Source organism: Paenibacillus sp. MMO-177 (assembly GCF_037147795.1).
GTDB lineage: Bacteria > Bacillota > Bacilli > Paenibacillales > Paenibacillaceae > Pristimantibacillus.
Genome location: NZ_JBBCUR010000001.1, coordinates 1121196 through 1142120, shown reverse-complemented (window position 1 = coordinate 1142120; position 20925 = coordinate 1121196). Strand labels below are relative to the sequence as shown.

Below are 20925 nucleotides of genomic sequence, written 5' to 3'. Positions count from 1 at the left end.
AAGAGGGAACTAAACGAGGGAAGGGAACGTTCCAATAAGCAGCCAGGACGAAGCTGCTTGCGTGGCTGCTGCATAAAGATCCGGTAACTGCCCCTATCGTTGGAGCTACGAAGGCATCAAATCTTGAGGATGCGAATGCAGCGCTTTCGGTAACGTTGACACCGGAGGAAATTGCGTTTTTGGAAGAACCTTATATACCGCACCGAGTCGTTGGTCATTCCTAAACACGAGGCTGGACGATTTACCGGTGTACGCTGTATATTCCGGCAGATGAGCCTAATTCAAATTCGGGCTTCCGGACATTGCATGCTTCCCTTATCGCCAGGACAGTTGATTTATAAATTGCCTTTTGTATAAGGGAAGCTTGCAATGAACGATAAGCGGCCGAGCCTACAAAAGCGTATTCAAGCAGACGGCTCCGACTTCGCGCACGCGGATCTCGAATAATTCGGTTCCGGTCGTACGCCCGATTAGTTCCCGGTATTCCGCTACCGCCGCATGCGGCAGAACGGCGAGAATCACGCCGGCGAAGCCGCCGCCGTGCACTCTGCAGGCACCATCGCCCAACTGCTCGATGAAACGTTCGGTGATGGCGAGCGTAATCGCAATCCCTTGTTCGCGGGACACCGATTCTTGATAGATGTTTTGCAGCCATTTCCAAGAGGAATTACCCGAGGCGGTAATATACTTTAGCACTTTCTGCCACTCGCCCGACTTAATGGCTTCTACTTGACACCCTACACGGTCATTCTCATCCAGGAAATGCAGCGCCCGCAGCACCGCCCGGTCTCCGGTAGTTTCGCGTAGTTCCGCTAGCCGTCCGTAGATCATCTCTGCCGTCAAATCGCGGCATACCTCTACGCCGAAGGCTTGCGCTACCGCCCGCATCTCGTTCGGAATCGAAGCATAATCCTTCGTCAGATCGGCATGGTTGCCGCCGGTACCGACGATCACAAGGCTGTATCCTGCTGCTTCAAACGTACCCGGAATACGCTCGATCCGAGGCTCTGTCGGCTCCTTAAAATCTATTGTGATCATGCCGCCGTACGAGCAGGCCATCTGGTCCAGCATCCCCGACGGCTTGTTCCAATAAAGATTCTCGGCATGCTTGCCGATGCGCGACATCATAACCGCGTCCAGCTCTCCGTCGTTATAAAGTGTGCTTAGAATCTGGCAGATCAGAACTTCAAAAGAGGCGGAGGAGCTGAGTCCGGACGCCGGAAGAACGTTACTGCTGACGCTGGCATTAAACCCTCCGATTCGGTACCCGTGCTGCCGGAAACCGTGTGCGATACCCCGGATTAAAGCAGCCGTTCCGCTCTCTCCTGCCTTCGGTTCCAGATCATCCAGATGGATGACGGACACGCCCGGATAACCTTCGGAAACGACGGAAATGACTCCGGTGTCCACGGCTGCTGCAGCCGCAATCGTATCTAACTGAATACTAGCCGCAAGTACCTTTCCATTGTTATGATCCGTATGATTGCCGCCTATCTCCGTGCGACCCGGCGCACTGAAGTATTTCAAAGAATCGGTCTTTCCAAATTGCGCACCGTATCCTTCCATGCATTTCCGGTATCTGTCAATCTGTTGCTCCCGTTCTTCGCTGCCGTACAATTGCTCCAGCAGCAGCTGTGCTTGAGCCGAATCAAAAAGCTGCTCGAATTGATCGTTCATCTTGAAAATTCCTCCTGATTCCACCTGTTTGAGTAGTAGTTATCATGTCCATTGTACCGAAATGCAACGTTTACAGAAAGGGAGGATAAACGAATCGATCGGCAGAGTGGGCTTGAATCGAAGGATCAACCTGGAAATAGCCCGCAACGAAAAAAGAATAACCCCAAAAAACCGCGCTCTGCGCGGTTTTTTTCTTTATGCATGCACCTTTTATTAGCGTCAGAGTATTATGTTTGCAGAAGTACCTTGACAGTCACAGTAATATGTCTTATCATGCAGATATGGAGGTGATTGCATGAGCGAGAACAAAATCACATCCGACCTGCTGAGAGGACATACGGATACGATGGTTTTAAGGCTCTTGTCCGAAGCTGACCGTTACGGTTACGAGATTGTGAAGCTGATTGCCGAACGTTCGGAAGGCGAGTATGAACTAAAAGAAGCCACCATGTACTCGAGCTTCCGGAGGCTGGAAGCCGACGGCGATATCGAGTGGTACTGGGGCGATGAATCACAGGGCGGACGTCGCAAATATTTCAGAATTACCGAAAAGGGCAAGGAGACCTACACCCGCAACAAAAGCAATTGGGAGTATGCCAAACGCGTGTTAGAAAACCTATTATAAGGAGAGATTTGACATGACAAATCCAAGATTGAACGATTATCTGAACAGCGTGTTTACCCCATACGACGGGGTGAAAAGCGTTACAGAACTGAAGGCCGACCTGCTTTCCGATTTGCAAGAGCGCTACAACGAGCTCAAAGCGGAGGGCAAGGACGACGAAACGGCTTTTAAGCTGACCATCGAGAGCATTGGCGACATCGAGCAAACGATCTTGGAAGTCGCCAACCTCTCCCGCTCGCTGGAACGTCAAGTGGTGACCAACTTTAACGGCAGCAACCTCGCAGACAGCGACTTTGCGGGCGTTAAGGCACACAAAGGACAATTCAAAGGCAGCGCGCTGCACGGCTCCGATTTCTCGGGGGCCGATCTGACCGGCAGCTCGTTCAAGAGCAGCGACGTACGCCAAGCGAATTTTGACGGCGCGAACCTGACGGACTGCAGCTTCTCCGCGCTTGATCTGACGAATGCCAGCTTCAACAAGTCGACCCTTGTGCGCACCAACTTCAGTAAATCGGGGCTGGACGGAGTCAAATTTACGGGCGCGAAGCTGACCGACGTCACTTTGACGCTGACGGATCTTAGAAAAACGAAATTCGAAGGCTGTTTATTTGACGGAGTAGACTTCAAGTTCTCCGATCTGACGGGGCAATGCTTAGACGGGCAGACGTTTATCGGCGTTAAATTTGAAAAGGCGGCTCTAACAGAAGCTTCGTTTAAGGGTGCTACCTTTAGAAACGTTTCGTTCCAGCCTGGTTTTACGTTGACGAAGAAGTATTACCGCATGATCAAAACCGTCTGCTTCGACGGCGCAACCATGGATAAATTAACTTTCGCGCAACTCAAAGGCATGGATGCCGATCTGTCGAAAGTGACCGTTATTTAAATACGCGATTACCAAGTAAGAATGGCTTCACATACTTTTTTAGGAGGTTACCCCATGCAAACCAAGTCTATTCAAGTAAAAGGTCTGCGGAAATCCTACAAGCAGCTCGAAGTATTGAAGGGCGTAGATTTCGAGGTAGAGCAGGGCAACATATTCGCTCTCCTCGGATCCAACGGGGCAGGGAAGACAACGGTAGTTAAAATTCTCACCACGCTGCTCGCGGCGGACGGAGGAACCGCAGTCGTCAACGGATTTGATGTCTCGTCGCAGCAGGATCAGGTGCGCCAGGCGATCAGCCTGACCGGACAGTTTGCCGCCGTGGATGAAATACTGACCGGCCGCGAGAATTTGATCATGATCGCCAAGCTGAGGTATCTCAAAAACCCGCGCCAGGTCGCGGAAGATATGTTGAAGCGCTTTGGCTTAACAGACGCTGCCGACAGAAGAGTATCTACTTACTCAGGAGGGATGCGCCGCAGACTCGATATCGCGCTTAGTCTTGTGGGCAAACCAAAGATCATATTTCTGGATGAGCCAACGACGGGACTTGATCCCGAAGCCCGCATCGAGGTATGGAAAGTCGTCAAGGAGCTGGCGGACGGCGGAACGACAGTCCTTCTTACTACGCAGTATTTGGAGGAGGCGGAGCAGCTGGCCGACCGGATTGCCATTCTACACGAAGGCCGGATTATTGCCAGCGGCACGCTATCGGATTTGAAAAAGCAGTTCCCTGCGACAAAGGTCGAATATATCGAGAAACAACCGTCATTAGAGGAAATCTTCCTCTCGATTATCGGCAAAAAGGAGGCCATGTAAATGGAAACGGCAAAGAAGCATTTTTTCATCGATATTAGCGTTATGCTTGGGCGTTCCATGCGCCACATTTTCCGCAGCATGGATACCATCATTACGGTTACCATTACGCCAATCGCCATGATGCTGCTGTTCGTGTACGTATTTGGCGGCGCCATAAAAACCGGTACGGATAATTATGTGAATTACCTGCTTCCCGGCATACTTTTGATGGCCATTGCCAGCGGCATAGCTTACACGGCATTCCGGTTGTTCACCGATGTCCAGAAGGGGATATTCCAGCGGTTTCACACGATGCCGATATCGCGTTCCGCCTTGCTCTGGGGGCATGTATTAACTTCGCTTGTATCTAATGCTATTTCGGTAGCGGTCATCATTCTAGTCGCCTTAATCATGGGCTTTCGCTCGTCCGCGGGAGTGCTGCCATGGCTTGCCGTAGCCGGTATCCTTGCTCTGTTTACGCTAGCTTTAACTTGGGTTGCCGCGATAGCCGGATTGTCGGCAAAGACGGTTGACGGTGCCAGCGCCTTTTCCTATCCTCTCATCTTCCTGCCCTTTATCAGTTCGGCATTTGTGCCAACCGAATCGATGCCAACCGTCGTTCGCGTGTTTGCCGAAAACCAGCCAGTGACCTCCATCGTAGAATCCATCCGTGCTTTGCTTGCAGGCCAGCCTTTACACCATGACATCTGGATCGCTCTTGCCTGGTGTGTCGGAATTATGTTCGTCGCTTATGTGTTTGCAATGAGAGTGTACAAAAAGAAGGTATAACCATTCATACAAAAAAAGCAAAAGGCAGGATGGGGCGACGTACCCTGATCCCGCCTTTTGCTTTTTTTGAAATATAAGGACGGCGCAGCCGTTTACGCTTGATGGACTAAGCTTTCCAAATCCGGCTGCAATTTGTTCCGCAGAACATACAGCATGACAGCTCCAACTAGGAACGCTACGGTATCCGCAATGACGAGCGACCAGACTACACCGTGGAAGCCGTTCATTTGATTGGCGATATAGAGCACCGGAATCAGAGTGATTCCTTGAATAATTGACATGATAAACGCGGCGGTTCCTTGCGCCGTTGCTTGGAAGATCCCCGTAAACAACGTGGTCATTCCGGTTATGAACAAGGATAAGAAGGTTACATGCAGAATGTAACTGCCCATTTCAATTAATTGGGGATCGTTTGTAAACAAACCAATCATGTGGTCGGAAATTAGATAGACGATAATGCCGAATACGACCGCCAACGCTACAATCATTTTGATCGTAAATCCGATGGTTTTCTTCATGCGCGATTTATTCGCCGTGAAGGTGAAAGCGATGAGCGGCACAACGCCTTCGCATAAGCCCATCAGGATAAACTCGGGAAACTGCAGTAATCGGGATGAAATGCCGTAAGCCGCTACGGATTGATCTCCATATTCGACAAGATAGTGGTTAAAGATGAGCGACATAGCGCCCAGAAAGATACTCATAATAAAGACGGGAACCCCGATTTTAAATACATTGCTCATAATCTCCTTGCTAGCCTTGAACCATTTCATGGAGATCGTCAAAAATGGGCTCTTTTTCCCCATATAGAAGGCAAAAAATGCACACGCAGCCAAGTTGGAAACAACCGTAGCGGACGCAACGCCGATCACCTCCCAATGGAATACGAAGACGACCAAAGCATCGAGAATAATGTTGACTACAACGCTAAGTATCATGCCGGTCATCGACGTAATAGCCGCGCCCTCCGAACGCACGATGTTCTCCAGCGTGAAGAACAATACGACGATTGGCGAACCGATGAGCATAATCGTGACATAGTCCTTTGTAAATCCGAAGGATTCAGGGGTTGCCCCCAGGCCGTGGACAATGGGATCGATTAACGGGAGGCCAACGGCAATCACGATAAGACCAAGCACTAAACTGCTGTAAAACGCGAAGGAGGACACATGCTTTACATCATCGTATTTCTTCTCTCCCAGCAAACGGGAGATGAAGGTTCCGCTGCCCATGCCGATCAAGTTGCCCAGCGCCATAATAATCGCGAATAACGGCAAGGTTAACGCGAGTGCGGTTAACATGGCGGTGTTGTTTAGGGTACCAAGAAAATAGGCATTCAAGATGGAATAGATGACGCTCATCGACGTGCCCAGCATCATCGGTACGGCGAAGTGAGCTACGGCTTTAGCGACCGGCGCTTTTTCAAAGTAATGGAGGTTTTGCGTATCCATCCGGATCACTTCTTTCTTATGTTTGTATTTGTCTAACGGTGTTAGATTGAACCTTACAGTGTTAGATGATATCATGAACTTATAAACCTGTAAACAACAAACTTACACTGTTAGATAAAAGGGCGGATACGAATGAACAAGAAGCAGAAGCAGCCTCAGATTTCGGAGGATAAGATACTGGGGTCGTCATGGGAGCTTTTGGGGGAGGAAGGGATCGAGAAGTTCAGCATGAGACGTTTAGCCGACCGGCTGGGCATTCAGGCCCCTTCTCTGTACTGGTACTTTAAGAGCAAGCAGAATCTTTATCAGCGTCTAGCCAACCAGGTATCGAAGATTATTTTGGAGGAGTTCCACTCAGACGGGGATTGGAAGGAGCAGCTGGCAGGGCTTGCGGTTACGGTAAGGATTGTGCTCCGCCGTTACCCTTGTTCAACGCAGCTTATGATGATGACGCTTCCTCACGAGCCGGACATCATCCGGTTCACCAACCGTATGCTGCTCTGCGTGGAATCGACGCCGCTTGACCAAGAGCAGAAATTACAGGCTATTCTTACGGTTATGAACTATGTTTTCTACTTCGTTTTGGACGATTACGAGCATCAACGCAATGTCTCCGCTATTGTTAAGGAGCAGGGAGAGATGCCGAGCGGGGAGATGATTCATCTTCTAGACTCGATGAGCGAGACGGATGCGGGATTGTTCCGGAGGATGTTCAAGAGCGGGCTGTTCGAGCTGATGGGGACGGATGGGGCGTTTGAATTCGGCTTGAAGCTGATTTTGTCGGGAATTGAGCAGGTGATTAAAGAACAGGAGACCGCGCAATATAAATAGGAACGGATGGACAGTCTGCCCGCTGCGGCAGGCTGTTTTTTGGTAGACCCCGAGTTGATATTCGAAAAAAGGGCGAAAGCTGGCTTGCTTTTATTCGATATTTAGAATATTATCTAAATATCGAATAGTTACTTCGGGAGGAGTGAGTAAATCTTGAATGATGCCTTTAAGGCGTTGTCCGATCCGACAAGACGGCAGATCCTTCAATTGCTGAGGGAACAAGATCTGTCCGCCGGGCAAATCGCCGACCACTTTAATATATCCAAGCCAAGCATTTCCCATCATTTGAATTTGCTGAAGCAAACCAAGCTGGTGACCGAAGAACGACAGGGACAAAACAGGGTGTACTCGCTGAACATGACCGTTGTGCAGGAAGCAATGGGCTGGTTTCTCGGCATACTCGGAACGAAAGGGGACTGAAGTAAGATGAACGAAACAACGAATCAGACTATACGCTGGGGCAAGCAAGACTGGATTTTGCTCATCGTTAATGCTGTTATTTTTGGCATCGTATTTCTCGTGTTTAACCATCAGCTTCCGGATGTCATTGGGAGCCACTACAACATTAATGGCGAGCAGAACGGCACAATGAACAAATCCAACATGTGGCTGTTATACGCCGGTGTCGGCATCGTACTGCCCGTTTTTCTATCGGTCGTCCGAAATGTCGATCCGCGCCGTCAGAATTATGCCCGGTTCAGCGAGTATTACACGCTGATGCGGTGGACGATCAGCCTGTTTATTCACGGAGTGTTTGTGCTGATGATTCTGCAAAATCTCGATTACGATCTGCCTTTTGTCAATATCGTCTTTGGCGGCCTCGGCATTATGTGGATGATTATCGGCAACCGGATGGGGCAGCTGCGCAGCAATTTCTTTATGGGAATCCGGACGCCGTGGACGATCACGGACGAGAATAACTGGCGCAGCACGCACCGGCTGGGCGGAAGGTTATGGTTTGTTGCGGGGATTCTGATGCTGTTGGGAGGTTGCCTGCTGACGGCCAAGTGGCTGATTGCTGTTCTTATTGTCAGCATGGTGTTGAGCGTCGTTATCCCGTACCTGTACTCGTATCTTTTGTATGCGGGCGCGAAAAAGAAATCGTGAATAAGGGACGAATTAAAAAGGCAGCTGCCGGGGTGATGAACCCGGGCAGCTGCTTTTATTCGTTTGCTTCCCTACACGAACTCCAATGTAGCATAAGGTAACAGCCGAAATTGGCTCATTATCCTGCATGAGATCCATTGTAGCCATTCCTGCGTAACCAGTATCTCTTTATGCTTGCTTAAGAGACGCCAAAAGTGATTTTCCGAACAAGGGAATCCACCTTCTCCGACATCGCTTCGTCGTTAATCTGGGCGAGCACGTCAGGCTTGAACAGCTGCTGCTTCTTGATCTGGTAGTAGTCCCAGATGGCGCCCCGAAGCGTGAGGTTGTGCCTCATCAAATAATGGGGATCGAGCAGCTTCTGGAACATAAGCTCGTCTTGCAGGATGATAAGCATCGCATTCAAATCGTTCATATACCCTTCGGCCATGCCCCGCTCGTAGAACGCCCGAAGCCGGCCGTTGCGGTCACTGATCGATACTTCGATCGAGGCCAGCAACTGCGGGTAGATTTCGCGCAGATCCTGGAAAAAGGGCTCCGTGCCGTAGTTCGCAATAATAAGCGTCTGCGAGAAGGTGGACTGAAAGCCCTTGATGTAAGCTTCGTGGCTTCCTTCCATCAGCTTTGCTTCATCGCAAACTACATACTTAATATAAAGGTCTGTCAGCCGCTCAATGATCTCATCGCGGGAAGGAAAATATTTATATAATGTCGCTTTGGACAAATCCATCGCCTTGGCGATGTCGTCCATGCGAAGTCCCTGAAAGCCGTTTGACTTTATGGGATGCAACAGCTTGGCGACATATTTGTTTTTAGTCGTTTCATCGGTATATCGGCAGCTTTGCGTTTCACCCGTTGTATCCATAAAGTATTCAACCTCTCTTCCTATGTAAGAGTATACACGATTTTGCCGGATAAAGAAATGAACGGATTAGCCGAACTAAACTAATTTTGTGTAAATGAGTTTACTTTGGCTAGTTTTTGCAGTATGATCATTTCTACAGTAGGCCATCCGGCCAAAAGAGATAGGAGAAGAGGAACAAATGAATACATCATCCAGCCAGAATATCCGATTCTGGCCGATTATGATTGCCATATTTTTTGGCGCCTTCCTGAGCATTCTCGGGATCAGCACCATTAATGTCGCGCTTACAATCTTTATGCAGGATTTCCACTCGGACCTGAGCACGGTGCAGTGGACCTTAACGGGCTTTATGCTTTCCCTGGGGACGATAGCGCCGTTATCGGGTTATTTGGGGGATAAATTCGGCTACAAGAACGTCTATCTGTATGCCATGATCGGGTTTGTTATTTTCTCCTTATTGTGCGGCTTTTCCTGGAATGCCGGTTCGCTGATTGCTTTCCGGATTATTCAGGGTATCTTTACGGGGCTTGTTATGCCTGCGACAATGACCATTATTTTTCAGATCATTCCGAAGGAAAAACAGCCGTTTGCCGTCAGCATCTGGGGCTTGTCCGGCATGCTTGCTCCGGCATTCGGCCCAACGCTCAGCGGCTGGCTCATTCAGCAGTTCGACTGGCGCTGGATTTTCTTCATGAACGTGCCGATCGGAATTATCGCGATCTGGTTCATTATTACGATGATTCCTGACGTGAGAGTCGGAACGGCTAAGGTTCTGGATAAGCTTGGCCTTACTACCGTTGTGCTCAGCAGCGTAGCGCTGCTGCTCGCCTTGAGCGAAGGGCGGCAATGGGGCTGGGATTCCGCGAAAGTGCTAGGCCTGTTTGGTTTCGGAGCGGTCATGCTGGCGCTCTTTATCTGGCATGAGCTCAGAACCGAGAGTCCGTTGCTCAACCTGAGAGTGTTCGGCAACTACCGTTTCTCGATTACGCTTGTCGCCAACACGATCATTACGATCAGCCTGTATTCGGGCACCTTGCTTGTTCCGTTATTCCTGCAAAACGTACAGCAGATCACGCCGATGGATACGGGGCTTATCCTGCTTCCTTCGTCTCTTGTCATGGCGCTGGCGATGCCGATTGCCGGCAAGCTGTACCCGCGCGTTGGCGCGAAATGGATGACCATCGGCGGGCTTGTGCTTATTATTCTCGGCAGCTATGAGATGACTCATCTGCATACGGACAGCTCGCATTTTTACGTGATTTTCTGGATGGCGGTGCGTAACCTAGGCGTATCCTTTGCCGCTGCGGCAACAAGCACGGCCGGCATGGAGGAAATTCCGCCGCAAATGGTGGGGCATGCCTCCTCGGTCACCAACTGGGTGCGCAACGTAGGCGGCTCCTTTGCGATTGCCTTGTTCACCTCGCTGCTGGCTTCCCATACCATTACGCATGTATCGGATCTGACGCAAGCCGGCACGGAAAACGCAAAGGTCATTCCGCTGTTTGCCTTTACCCTCAGCGTCAACGACGTGTTTACGATTGCGACTTATATCGCGGTTATCGCGATACCGTTTACCCTTATCATCCGCAAACAAGCGAAACGCTCCAAAAACGCTGCAGCCGCAGCTTAATGAAAAAGCATCATGGCCATAAAGGCCGTGATGCTTTTTTAGCGTTTAAGGATTTTTCGATTGACAGTCAAAAATCCCCATGCTACTCTTATATCAAAGTTAATCAATAGGAATTAACAAGATTAATAAAAACGTCAACCGTTCTAACGGAGGCATTCTCTTATGTGATATGAGGATGCCTCTTTTTTATTTTCGAGAAAAGTGGTGATCAAGATGAGCAGTCAAGCTGCAGCAGCGGGGAAAACGCCGGGCAGGCTGACTCTAACAGGGCTGGCGCTAGTATTTCCGGTAACATTGCTGGTCTTATGGCAGGTGCTTGGGCATTACGGTTATATTTCGGAGCTGCTGTTCCCGACCCCTTATGCGATTGCGGAAGCCGGCATTTCCTTGGCATCGTCCGGCGACCTGTGGTCGAATATCCAGATTAGCGTGACAAGGGCTTTGCTGGGATTTGCGCTGGGCGGCTCGCTGGGCTTGCTGTTTGGCATTGCGGTTGGCTTGTTCCGACGGACGGAAAAGCTGCTTGATCCCACGATCCAGATGATTCGGATGATCCCAAGCCTTGCCGTTGTGCCGTTGTTTATTTTATGGTTCGGCATCGGCGAGGAATCCAAAGTGCTGCTCATTGCCAAAAGCGCCTTTTTCCCGCTGTACATCAATACGTTCCTCGGAATCCGCAATGTGGACAACAAGCTGTTTGAAGTAGCCAGAGTGCTGGGCTTCAGCCGTTTGAAGCAAATCACAAGGCTGATTCTGCCGGCCGCTATGCCGAATATTATCTTGGGCGCGCGCTTGTCGATCGGATTATCCTGGCTTGGCCTGGTTGTGGCGGAGCTGATTGCTTCAACTTCCGGGATTGGTTATATGATGTCGGATGCCCGGCAGTTTGCGGATACGCCGGTGGTCTTCGTAGGCATCTTTATATTCGCCGTTCTTGGGCTGTTCACCGATACGCTGCTCGCCTTGATCGAGCGCCGGCTGCTCAGATGGAAGGACCGTTACAACGGCTAGAAGGGAGGCAAGGTAATTATGAGCAATTCACTCGAAGCGGTTGTTTCTCCTCAAGCGGCACCGGAAGCTGGGTTAGCCGGAGGGGAGAGAGCCGCGGGAAAAGGAGCTGCAAAGCGCAAGCGGCGGTGGTCATCGAAGCTTGCGGCAGTTGTGCTGAAAGACATCGCATTAGGGGCGGCCATTCCGGCCGTGCTTCTTGTTTTGTGGCAGATCGCCGCTTCGGCCGGGTATATCTCGCCTATGTTTATGCCATCGCCTGCCTCGATTCTTCGGGCATTCGGGACGCTGGCCGCCTCGGAAAATCTTCTGCATCATCTGCTCGTCAGCATGGGGAGAGCCGGGTTAGGTTTCCTGATCGGAGGGACGGCCGGACTCCTGTTCGGATTACTGACAGGGCTGTTCCGGAAAGCTCAATACCTGCTTGATCCAAGCATTCAAGTGTTACGGCTTGTCCCGCATCTCGCCATTGCACCGCTTATTATCCTGTGGTTTGGTTTCGGGGAAACGTCCAAAATCGCCATTATCGTGTCCGGTTCGTTTTTCCCGCTGTATATCAACACGTTTCTCGGCATCCGCAATGTAGACAATAAGCTGTTCGAAGTGTCGCGCATTCTGGGCTTCAGTCCGTTCAAACGGCTGACTCGGCTGATTCTTCCGGCTGCGCTTCCCGATATTCTGATCGGAGTTCGAATCTCGCTTGCCGTATCCTGGATTGGGCTTGTCGTGGCGGAGCTGATCGGCTCCCGGTCCGGAATCGGCTTCCTTATCAATGAGGCCAAACAGAACTCGGAAACCTCCGTTATTTTTGTCGGCATTATTATATTTGCGGTAATCGGGAAGCTCATTGATTCCATCATGAAGAGCCTTGAAATTCGCTGGCTGAACTGGCGTGACAGCTACAAGGGCTAATGCTTGAACGGCAATCCCGGTTGTTCTCGCCGGAGCAGCCGTTTTACTCAGTCAATAGTCGAAATATTCAATCAATTATTCGAGGGGGAAAACGAAATGTCGATCGTATTACCATACGGTGCTATTCAATTGCAGGCGGATGTTCTTGTCATCGGGGGCGGACCTGCGGGAACATGGGCGGCCATTACGGCTGCTTCGCAAGGCGCGAACGTTATTCTGGCCGACAAAGGCTATTGCGGCTCAAGCGGGGCAACCGCGCCTTCGGGCACCGGCGTCTGGTATGTGAAGCCGGAGGACCGGCTGCGCGAGGAAGCGAAAGCCAGCCGTTACGAAATGGGCGGCCGTCTTGCGGAGCACCGCTGGATGGACCGGGTGCTTGACCGGACGTACGAGAATATGAACCGGCTTGGCCATGCCGGCTATCCTTTCCCGAAGGATGACGACGGCGAGCTTCACAAGCGGGGACTTCAAGGTCCCGAATATATGCGCCTGATGCGCAAGCTGGTGAAGAAGGCGGGCGTCAAAATTTTGGATCATAGCCCCGCCCTCGAGCTGCTTGTGGACGAACACGGCGTTGGCGGCGCGTCCGGCGTGCAAACGCAAACGGGCGATGCGTGGACCGTGCATGCAGGAGCCGTTGTGATCGCAACCGGCGGATGCGCGTTCTTAAGCAAGGCGCTTGGCTGCAACGTGCTGACCGGTGACGGTTATTTGCTTGCGGCCGAGACGGGCGCTCAGCTATCGGGCATGGAATTCTCCAACGCTTATGCGATTAGTCCGACCTTTTCTTCGGTAACGAAAACGGCCTATTACTCCTACGCTTCCTTCTATTATGAGGACGGAACGCCGGTAGAGGGGGCTGGCTCGAAGCGCGGCCGCTCCATTATTGCCCGCAAGCTGCTGGAAGGCCGCCAGGTGTACGCGAAGCTGGATCTTGCTCCGGAGGAGATCAAGCCGCTGCTTCAGGTGAATCAGACGAACTTCTTCCTGCCGTTCGACCGCCGCGGGATTGATCCGTTCACCGATTTATTCCCGGTAACGCTTAGGCTGGAAGGGACTGTGCGCGGAACAGGCGGTATCCGCATTACCGACGAGACCTGTGCCACTTCGGTGCCCGGCCTCTATGCGGCGGGCGATGCGGCAACGCGCGAGCTGATCTGCGGCGGTTTTACCGGCGGCGGCAGCCATAACGCGGCATGGGCGATGTCTTCCGGTTCTTTTGCCGGAGAAGGCGCGGCAGCGTACGCGAAAAAGCTTGGCGAGCACGCGAATGGCCGCAAGCTGCAGAGTGCCTCCACTTCGGTCATTACGAGCACGGCGGCTGCCTCTCCGAAGAAGACGGAGGAGATTGTCCGCGCCGTGCAAGAGGAGGTAGCACCGTACGACCGCAATTTGTTCCGTACGGAGCAAGGGCTGAAGGGCTCGCTGCAACGGCTTGACGGACTATGGAAGGATCAGCGGAATCAGGAGGTGGAGCTTTCGGCAGGCGGGGTGAAAGCTCGCGAAGCGCAGGCAATGACCGCGACCGCAAGATGGATGTACAATTCCGCGCTTGCCAGGACGGAGACCCGCGGCATGCACAAGCGCGAGGATTTCCCAACGCAGGATGCCGGCCAGCATTACCGGCTTATCAGCGGCGGATTGGATCAGGTGTGGGTGAAGCCGGAAGCCGTTAATGAAGCAGCACGTTCCGAGAAGGAGGTTATCGCACCATGATTGAGGTTGTCAGCGAGAGCCGGTGTGTGTCCTGCAATCAGTGCGTATCGGTATGCCCAACAAACGTATTCGACCGCGGCGATGACGGGATTCCCGTAATCGCCAGGCAGGACGAATGCCAGACCTGCTTTATGTGCGAGCTGTACTGCCCGGTTGACGCGTTATACGTTGCGCCGGATTCGGAGCAGGTGATCGGCATTACCGAGCGGGAAGCGGAGCGGCAGGGATTGCTTGGCGGGTACCGGGAGAAGGTCGGCTGGGGCAAAGGCAGAACGCCAGTCGCTTCGCATGACTATATGTACCGGCTGTCGCTATACGCGAAATTTTAACGAGTACGCAATTATACTTAATCACTGAGAGGGGTCTGTATTTATGAGCGGCAAGGGAAGAGAGAAACAAAGAGGATTACGCGGACCGGTCAGACTAGCGCTGATCGCGGTGTTAATTATGGCAACGGCATGGCTGCAGGCTTGCGGAGCGAACAATAGCTCGAACGGGAATGCGAAGGATAGCGCCAATGCCGGCGCCAGCGCGCCAACGGGAACGGAGACGGCAGCTGCAACTGCCGCGCCGGACAAGGACAGTAAAGTGCCGGCCGTTCTTAACTACGGTTATATCGGAAGCAATGATAAGAATCTTCCCGGCGGAGCGGAAGGCTGGGGCTTTTATAAAGGCATTATCCAAGCGGAATTGAAAAAATACGGCATCGAGGAAGTGAAGCTGACGGGCTTCCCGAACGGTCCGGACCAGACGGAATCGCTCATCAGCGGACGGCTTGATTTTGGCGGCTTGGGCGATACCCCGGCCATTATCGCTTACGCTTCCGGCGCGAAGACCAGGCTCATTAATCAGACGACGATTACAAATATCGGTTACTTGATCTCGGGTCCTAACGGTCCAAAGACGGTCGAAGAGCTGAAAGGCAAAACGATTGCGATTCAAAAAGGCTCCTACATGCACCGTTACGTTGTTGGTCTGCTGAAGCAGGCTGGCGTGACGGATTACAAGCTGGTCCATATGCTTATTCCTGATGCCCAAGCGGCGCTTGCCAAGGGTGATGTGGATGCCATGACCAACACGGGTTATACCGCGCAGAAGCTGCTAGCCCAAGGCTATACGTTAATTGATGATTCAACCAAACATCCGGAGCTGCATGGCACGGGGGTAACGGTTGTATCGGAAAGCTATCTGAAGAAATTCCCGGATTTCCCGAAGGTATGGAATGAAGCCCGCCAAAAAGCGCTGGAGGATTTAAAACAACATGAAGATGAATATTACCAGTTTATTGCCGCTCTGAACAAAACGACCGTAGATCTGGCGAAGAAAGTAAGCCCAATCAGCGATATTACGGTTGAACCGTTCCCGGCAGAAGGGATTACGCGGATTACGGGCACGAAGGACTTCCTTGTCGAGGAAGGGCTGGCGAAGAAGGATTACAAGATTGAAGATTGGGAAATAAAGTAACCGATTGATCAGATAGGAGAGGAATGGTTATGGGAAAGGATACGCTGACCGTCCAGTCATTTACGTTGTACTCGAGCAAGGGCATCCGTTTGCAGGGCGAAATCAAATCCTTGGATGACGGCAAGCCGCATCCGGTTATTATCGTAAGTCATGGCTTTAGAGGCTATAAGGACTGGGCATTCTGGCCGGATGTGACGAACCGTTTGGCTGAAGAGGGCTTTTATTCGGTCAGCTACAATTTCTCGCGCATTGCCGCCAGGGAAGACGGCTTGGAAGAAGCGTCGATTGCAGCCGCATCTACCTTTTCTCAGGAGCTTGACGATTTGGAGACTGTGCTTCGCGCGTTATTAAACGGCGATTTGCCGCAGCCTCAATTGGCTGACCGGACCAAGATCGGGCTGCTTGGCCACAGCAGAGCCGGAGGAAGCAGCATCCTGACGGCCAGCGAGAAGCCTGAACAAATAGCCGCCTTAGCGGTATGGAATGGAGGACCTCCTCCATCCCGCCACCTGCCGGCGGGCGAAACGGTTAGCCTGCTGGATCTGACGGTTCAGGAGGATTGGCAGAGAAATGAAGCGCGCTTTAACATTCGCGAAGCTTTTACCGGTCTGCGTCTCCCCGCCTTGATCGTGCAGGGAGACCTGGATCGGGAGCCGCTGCTCGAACAGCTGCGGTACTTCCAAGATGAAGCTCCGCATCAGCAATACGTGCTGGTGCAAGGAGCGGACCATACCTTTAATACGGTACATCCGTATGGAGGGGCAAACGCGCAGCTGCAAACGGCGCTGCAGGCGACGATCAGCTTTTTCAAGGAGAAGCTGCTATAAGAGAGAAAGGCGCTTGAAGAAATTCAAGTGCCTCTTTTCATGGGATAAGGAGGAAGGAAGATGAGTGATTCAGCAGAGCGGCGGCTTACCGCGGATGTGCTCGTTATTGGCGGCGGACCCGCCGGAGCTTGGGCGGCCTGGAGCGCAGCCACTAATGGCGCGAAGGTCGTGCTGGCAGATAAGGGCTTCCTTGGCAGCAGCGGCGCAACGGCGCCGGGAGGCACGAATCTGCTTTATTTGCCGCCCGACGAAGAAATGAGAAAGCGTGCCGTGGAGGAGCGAATGAAGCAGGGCGGGTATTTGGCGGAGCCGGCATGGATTCACCGGGTGCTTGACCAGGTGTATACGAATCTGGAACGGATTGAGCAGTGGGGCTATCCGTTCGTCCGTGACGAGAACGGCACTCCGATGCGCGATCATCTGCACGGACCCGAATACATGTCGATTATGCGCAAGGTCGTGAAGCGTGCCGGCGTCAAAGTGCTCGACCAGTCGCCAGCCCTTGAGCTGTTGGTCGATGAGTTTGGCGTAGGCGGCGCACGCGGCGTGTCCAGGCAGGATAACCAGACCTGGGAGGTTCGCGCGAATGCCGTTGTTATCGCAACGGGCGGCTGCGCTTTTCTAAGCAACGGACTCGGCTGCAATGTATTGACCGGAGACGGTTATTTAATGGCCGGCGAGCTTGGCGTAGAGCTGTCGGGGATGGAATTTACACGCAAGTACGCGCCGTCCCCGGCTTTTGGATCCAATACCCGCTCGAGACTGCTTGGATGGGCAACGTATTACGATCATACCGGCCAAGAGATCGTTGCGGGGCGGCAGGGAGATTTTCTGGCGGAGGCTCTGCTCAAAGGACCCGTGTATGCCATTATGAACAAAGCGGATACCCCGGAGAAGCAGGCCTTCTTACGAAAATCTCACGCGATCTTCTTCCTGCCGTATGACCGCGCGGGGATTGACGTGTTTACCGAGCCGTTCCCGCTGACGCTGCGGTATGAAGGGACGGTAAGAGGCACGGGCGGCATCCGGATTGTTGGCGATGATTGCAGCACAACGGTAGGCGGATTGTTCGCCGCAGGGGATGCGGCAACACGCGAGCGCATTACCGGTTCGGCATCCGGCGGAGGCGCTTTTAACGCGTCTTGGGCAATCTGCTCGGGAACCTGGGCGGGCAAAGGCGCAGCCGCTTATGCCTTGTCTCACCGGAGCAGCGCGGCGGAACGCGATCTGAAGCCGGCCGGGCGCTACGGGCTTGGCACAGCCCCGGCTTCTTCCGTTGCGTCTTCGCAGGAGCTGATCAAGGATATTCAGAGTCAGGTTCTTCCGCTCGGCATTAATTATTTCCGCACCGAACGGGGGCTGAAGCTGGCTTTGCGTCAGCTGGATGAGGTGTGGAAGCGGGTGAATGATCAAGCGCCGCAAACGATGCTGGAGCAGGTGCGCGCCCGCGAGACAGCCGCGATGGCGGCAACCGCCCGCTGGATGTATACGGCGGCATTGTCGCGGAAGGAATCCCGAAGCGGCGGCCTGCATGTGCTGTCGGAATATCCCGGTCAGGACGAGGAGCAGCAGTACCGGCTGCTCGTCTCGGGACTCGATGAGATCCGCGTCCGGCCGGAGAAGGTGCCGGAATCCGGCGGCGGCGTTGTGCCGGCCGGGGCAGCGGCTGGCTCCGGGGGGGTGCAGGCAGGATGATAGAATTAGTCAGCGAGGAACGGTGCATTTCCTGCAATATCTGCGTTAAGGTATGCCCGACCAATGTATTTGATAAAACCGAGGATGGCATCCCCGTCATTGCGCGGCAAAGCGACTGCCAGACCTGCTTCATCTGCGAGGTTTATTGTCCGGCGGATGCGCTGTATGTCTCGCCGTACGCCGAGCAGAGCGTGGAAGTGAACGAGCGGGAGCTGGCGGAGCAAGGCGTGCTCGGAAGCTGGCGAGCCATTATCGGCTGGGGGCCGGGGCGTACGAAGATTGCGGCCATTGACACAACGCCGTTTATCGACCGGATCCTGCCTCCCCGCACGGTCCGTCCGCAAGGCGTATCGGAAGTCGTTCGTGGCGGGAGCAAAACGAACTGAAATAGAAGGAAAGAAGCAAGTCCCAGGGTAGATTAGATGCCCTGGGACTTGTTTTTTTGCCTGGCCGGTTTAAGCCGGGTCCTGTTTGTGTTTGCCCGTTAATATGCTATGCTATCAACGAAAATACTGGAATAGGACAGGAGGTTGCTAAGATGTATCATTTGCTCCTGGCTGACGACGATCCGAATATTAGAGCGCTTATCCGTTTCGTGATGACCCGTGAAGGCTACCAGGTGTATGAAGCGCAGGATGGGGCCGAGGCGGTAGAGGTCCTGCGGCGCGAGCCGGTAAATCTGGCCATTATTGATGTGATGATGCCGCGGATAGACGGCTTTGAGCTATGCGAATATATCCGGGAGCGCTATGATATCCCGATTATTATGCTCACGGCCAAAGACCAGCTGTCCGACAAAGAGCAGGGTTATCTCAGGGGAACCGACGATTACGTGACCAAGCCCTTTGAACCGGAGGAGCTCCTGTTTAGGGTTAAAGCGCTGTTCCGCCGTTATAATCAGGTATCCCACGACATTATCCGGATGAACCGCATCACCATTGACCGCAAAAATGTTGAAGTGTCCGACGGCCAGTCGGTTCTGCTGCTGCCGATGAAAGAATTCGAGCTTCTTGCCCAGCTCGCTCAATACCCGGGAAGGCTGTTCTCCCGCGAGGAGCTGATTCGTCTCGTATGGGCGGCGGATTTCGAGGGGGACGACCGGACCGTAGACGTGCATATCAAGCGGCTCCGCCAGCGGTTTGCCGATTATGCCGAGGACTTTACCATTCAGACGGTACGGGGAATCGGGTACAAGGTTGAGGTGAAAGGGAAATGAAATCTCTGTACTTTCGGGTATTTCTCATCACCGTTGCCGTTATCTTGGCCAGCAGCATGATCGGATTTCTGTTATCCAACCTGTATTACCATATGAAGCTGAAGTCTTATAACGATGAGAAGCTGGTGGGGATTGCCCAGCAGATGAGAAGCTTTATCGAGACGGATCCTACCGGGATGGAGCGTTATTTGCAAAATGCGGCTTCGCTTGGTTACGAGATTTACGTGACGGACGGCCAAGGAGAAGCCCATTTCTACGGACGAAGCTTTCGTCAGCAGGATTTGGATCAACGGGCCGTTGCGCTCGTGCTCGGCGGAGAAGTGTATCACGGAGTAGCGCAATTCCCTAACAAGCCGTTTATTACCGGGTTCTTCGATAACCGGTTAAGCAATACGGTAGGGGTGCTTGTGCAGTCTTCAGGCAAAAACTATGCCCTGTTTATGAGGCCGGACGTTCTTTTGCAGTTTGGCGAGCTTCGCACCTTTTTTGCCTTGGTCGGTTTGTATACGGTTATAATCAGCATACTCTTTTTCCTCATTAGTACGCGGTATTTGGTCAAGCCGATCACAAGACTTACGGAGGCGACTAAGCGCATCGCGCAAGGGAATTACAATCTTCGTCTGCCCACGAGAAGGCGGGATGAAATCGGCCAGCTTGCCGAGCATTTCATGACCATGAGCCAGGAGCTCGAGCGCGTGGATCAGACCCGTCAGCAGTTCGTCTCGAATGTGTCGCACGAGATTCAATCGCCGCTCACCTCGATCCAGGGGTTTGCCGCCGTGCTAAGGGAGCAAGAGCTTCCAACCGAGGAACGCAGGCATTATGCCGATATTATAGAAGCGGAAAGCCGCCATCTCTCTATCCTTGGCAAGCAGCTGCTGCTTCTTTCCTCGCTTGAGCAGGGCGAAGAGGCTTTGAATAAAAAGCATTTTTCGCTCTATAAACATATTCGCCAAGCCGTGCAGGTTCTGCAGTGGCAGCTGGAGGAGAAGGATTTGCTGCTTAAGCTGTCCGTTCCCGACTCCATTATGCTGTATGGCGATGAAGTGCTGCTGCAGCAGGTGTGGATGAATCTGATTGGCAATGCCATCAACTATATTCCGCCCGGGAGAAGCATTGAAGTTCTCGCGGAACGGACTTTGTCTCATGTCGTTATTGTGGTTTCGGATACAGGTGAGGGAATTCCGCCTGAGCATATTCCTTTCCTGTTTGACCGGTTTTACCGGGTTGACCGTGCCCGCGAGCGGACTTCGGGGCGGACAGGCCTTGGACTGGCTATCGTGAAAAAGATTGTTCAGCTGCACGATGGGAACATCGAGGCAGCAAGCTCGCCAGGAGCGGGCACAAGTATTACAGTTAGACTTCCCGATTTGTAATCATTCGTTCACGCGCCGTTCATTTTCGCTTCCTACACTAGAGACATCAAAGGAGGGA

General features: G+C 52.7%; 21 protein-coding genes and 1 pseudogene. 19 read left to right on the top strand and 3 right to left on the bottom strand.

Going from position 1 to position 20925, the window contains the following annotated elements; genetic code table 11:
- Positions 1 to 56: 56 nt before the first annotated feature.
- A pseudogene (locus tag WFK81_RS05095) lies at positions 57 to 224 on the top strand (aldo/keto reductase); the annotation flags it as partial.
- A 166-nt stretch (positions 225 to 390) separates the two neighbouring features.
- Here the strand turns inward: WFK81_RS05095 and WFK81_RS05090 are convergent.
- Positions 391 to 1677 (bottom strand): galactokinase, encoded by a 1287-nt coding sequence (locus WFK81_RS05090; protein WP_336785338.1) that lies wholly within the window; start codon positions 1675 to 1677, stop codon positions 391 to 393.
- A gap of 295 nt (positions 1678 to 1972) precedes the next feature.
- Between WFK81_RS05090 and WFK81_RS05085 the strand changes: the two genes are divergently transcribed.
- Genes WFK81_RS05085 through WFK81_RS05070 form a run of 4 tightly spaced genes read left to right on the top strand, consistent with a single transcriptional unit; the run spans position 1973 to position 4769 of the window.
- Positions 1973 to 2302, top strand: a complete 330-nt coding sequence (locus WFK81_RS05085; protein WP_127492710.1) for a PadR family transcriptional regulator — start codon at positions 1973 to 1975, stop codon at positions 2300 to 2302.
- A gap of 13 nt (positions 2303 to 2315) precedes the next feature.
- Positions 2316 to 3185: a pentapeptide repeat-containing protein gene (locus tag WFK81_RS05080; RefSeq protein WP_336785337.1), complete on the top strand. Its 870-nt coding sequence runs from the start codon at positions 2316 to 2318 to the stop codon at positions 3183 to 3185.
- Positions 3186 to 3239: 54 nt separating this feature from the next.
- Positions 3240 to 4001: an ABC transporter ATP-binding protein gene (locus tag WFK81_RS05075; protein ID WP_336785336.1), complete on the top strand. Its 762-nt coding sequence runs from the start codon at positions 3240 to 3242 to the stop codon at positions 3999 to 4001.
- A complete protein-coding gene (locus tag WFK81_RS05070; RefSeq protein WP_336785335.1) occupies positions 4002 to 4769 on the top strand; it encodes an ABC transporter permease in 768 nt (255 codons plus the stop codon). It abuts the gene before it with no gap.
- 92 nt (positions 4770 to 4861) lie between these two features.
- On the opposite strand, the gene WFK81_RS05065 is transcribed toward WFK81_RS05070, so the two are convergent.
- A complete protein-coding gene (locus WFK81_RS05065) occupies positions 4862 to 6220 on the bottom strand; it encodes an MATE family efflux transporter (protein WP_336785334.1) in 1359 nt (452 codons plus the stop codon).
- Positions 6221 to 6352: 132 nt separating this feature from the next.
- On the opposite strand from WFK81_RS05065, the gene WFK81_RS05060 reads away from it, so the two are divergent.
- The 3 genes from WFK81_RS05060 (at position 6353) to WFK81_RS05050 (ending at position 8158) form a co-directional block, all read left to right on the top strand.
- Positions 6353 to 7051 carry a TetR/AcrR family transcriptional regulator C-terminal domain-containing protein gene (locus WFK81_RS05060; protein WP_336785333.1) on the top strand — a complete coding sequence of 233 codons (699 nt, stop codon included), beginning with the start codon at positions 6353 to 6355 and terminating at the stop codon, positions 7049 to 7051.
- Positions 7052 to 7204: 153 nt separating this feature from the next.
- Positions 7205 to 7471 carry an autorepressor SdpR family transcription factor gene (locus WFK81_RS05055; RefSeq protein WP_336785332.1) on the top strand — a complete coding sequence of 89 codons (267 nt, stop codon included), beginning with the start codon at positions 7205 to 7207 and terminating at the stop codon, positions 7469 to 7471.
- Between the two features lie 6 nt (positions 7472 to 7477).
- Entirely contained in the window at positions 7478 to 8158 is a 681-nt protein-coding gene (locus WFK81_RS05050; RefSeq protein WP_336785331.1) for an SdpI family protein, read from the top strand.
- Positions 8159 to 8336: 178 nt separating this feature from the next.
- Here WFK81_RS05050 and WFK81_RS05045 read toward each other — a convergent pair whose 3' ends face one another.
- A complete protein-coding gene (locus WFK81_RS05045; RefSeq protein ID WP_336785330.1) occupies positions 8337 to 9023 on the bottom strand; it encodes a TetR/AcrR family transcriptional regulator in 687 nt (228 codons plus the stop codon).
- Positions 9024 to 9201: 178 nt separating this feature from the next.
- Between WFK81_RS05045 and WFK81_RS05040 the strand changes: the two genes are divergently transcribed.
- The 11 genes from WFK81_RS05040 (at position 9202) to WFK81_RS04990 (ending at position 20867) form a co-directional block, all read left to right on the top strand.
- On the top strand, positions 9202 to 10653 hold the full coding sequence (locus WFK81_RS05040) for an MDR family MFS transporter (protein ID WP_336785329.1): 1452 nt from the start codon (positions 9202 to 9204) through the stop codon (positions 10651 to 10653).
- A gap of 213 nt (positions 10654 to 10866) precedes the next feature.
- Positions 10867 to 11664, top strand: coding sequence for an ABC transporter permease (locus tag WFK81_RS05035; RefSeq protein WP_336785328.1), 798 nt, complete (start codon positions 10867 to 10869; stop codon positions 11662 to 11664).
- 18 nt (positions 11665 to 11682) lie between these two features.
- Positions 11683 to 12573 carry an ABC transporter permease gene (locus WFK81_RS05030; protein WP_336785327.1) on the top strand — a complete coding sequence of 297 codons (891 nt, stop codon included), beginning with the start codon at positions 11683 to 11685 and terminating at the stop codon, positions 12571 to 12573.
- Between the two features lie 96 nt (positions 12574 to 12669).
- Positions 12670 to 14289 carry an FAD-dependent oxidoreductase gene (locus WFK81_RS05025; RefSeq protein WP_442956017.1) on the top strand — a complete coding sequence of 540 codons (1620 nt, stop codon included), beginning with the start codon at positions 12670 to 12672 and terminating at the stop codon, positions 14287 to 14289.
- The gene (locus WFK81_RS05020; protein ID WP_336785326.1) at positions 14286 to 14618 is read left to right on the top strand and encodes a ferredoxin family protein; all 333 of its coding nucleotides are present in this window, start codon (positions 14286 to 14288) and stop codon (positions 14616 to 14618) included. Before WFK81_RS05025 ends, WFK81_RS05020 begins: the two co-directional genes overlap by 4 nt.
- Positions 14619 to 14661: 43 nt before the next feature.
- Complete coding sequence (locus WFK81_RS05015) at positions 14662 to 15753, top strand: ABC transporter substrate-binding protein (RefSeq protein WP_336785325.1); 1092 nt, start codon at positions 14662 to 14664, stop codon at positions 15751 to 15753.
- Positions 15754 to 15782: 29 nt separating this feature from the next.
- The gene (locus tag WFK81_RS05010; RefSeq protein WP_336785324.1) at positions 15783 to 16580 is read left to right on the top strand and encodes an alpha/beta hydrolase family protein; all 798 of its coding nucleotides are present in this window, start codon (positions 15783 to 15785) and stop codon (positions 16578 to 16580) included.
- A 60-nt stretch (positions 16581 to 16640) separates the two neighbouring features.
- A complete protein-coding gene (locus tag WFK81_RS05005) occupies positions 16641 to 18275 on the top strand; it encodes an FAD-binding protein (protein WP_336785323.1) in 1635 nt (544 codons plus the stop codon).
- On the top strand, positions 18272 to 18661 hold the full coding sequence (locus tag WFK81_RS05000) for a ferredoxin family protein (protein WP_336785322.1): 390 nt from the start codon (positions 18272 to 18274) through the stop codon (positions 18659 to 18661). The genes WFK81_RS05005 and WFK81_RS05000 overlap by 4 nt, the downstream gene beginning before the upstream one ends.
- A 152-nt stretch (positions 18662 to 18813) precedes the next feature.
- Positions 18814 to 19491, top strand: a complete 678-nt coding sequence (locus WFK81_RS04995) for a response regulator transcription factor (RefSeq protein ID WP_336785321.1) — start codon at positions 18814 to 18816, stop codon at positions 19489 to 19491.
- Positions 19488 to 20867 (top strand): sensor histidine kinase, encoded by a 1380-nt coding sequence (locus tag WFK81_RS04990; protein ID WP_336785320.1) that lies wholly within the window; start codon positions 19488 to 19490, stop codon positions 20865 to 20867. Before WFK81_RS04995 ends, WFK81_RS04990 begins: the two co-directional genes overlap by 4 nt.
- Positions 20868 to 20925: the final 58 nt, after the last annotated feature.